This window comes from Nocardia barduliensis, assembly GCF_013315795.1.
In the GTDB taxonomy this organism is placed as follows: Bacteria; Actinomycetota; Actinomycetes; order Mycobacteriales; family Mycobacteriaceae; genus Nocardia; species Nocardia barduliensis.
The window spans coordinates 1-514 of sequence record NZ_JABLTE010000291.1; the positions used below are offsets into that span (position 1 = coordinate 1).

Below are 514 nucleotides of genomic sequence, written 5' to 3' on the forward strand. Positions count from 1 at the left end.
GGGTGCGGGTGTGCCCGTGCCGCGCACCGACACGGAGAAGGCGTTGTGGGCGGCGTTGGGAAACTATCCCGGGTTCACCGCCGACGAGTTGGCGGGTGCGGCCGGGATCTCCGGTTCCACCGCGCGGCGCATCCTGTCGGTCTGGGAAAGCGCCGGGACCGCCCGCTCCCACCGCGACCCCGAATCCCCCCGCGCCGCCAAGACGTGGACCACTGCCGAACAGGCCACCACCGAAACCGCAGAACCCGCCGCGCCCGAAACGGTCGACACCGAGCCGACCGAACCCGCCACCGAGCCGACCGAACCCGCCACCGAGCCGACCGAACCCGACACCGTCGCGGAGACGGAACCGGCTGCGGCGGCCTCGACCGAACCCGCCACCGTTGACGCGACGGAACCGGACCCCAGCGCGCCCGCCGACCCCGGACCGGACACCGGGCAGCCGGACACGGAGCGGCCGGACACGGCCGTAGCCGCCCCCACGGGCGACGAATCCCCCGACCCGGCCCCCGAT

At 74.7% G+C, this 514-nt stretch carries 1 pseudogene; it reads left to right on the forward strand.

The features are described 5' to 3' along the window. Positions 1-16: 16 nt before the first annotated feature. Positions 17-514: pseudogene (locus HOV91_RS39260) on the forward strand (hypothetical protein); the annotation flags it as partial.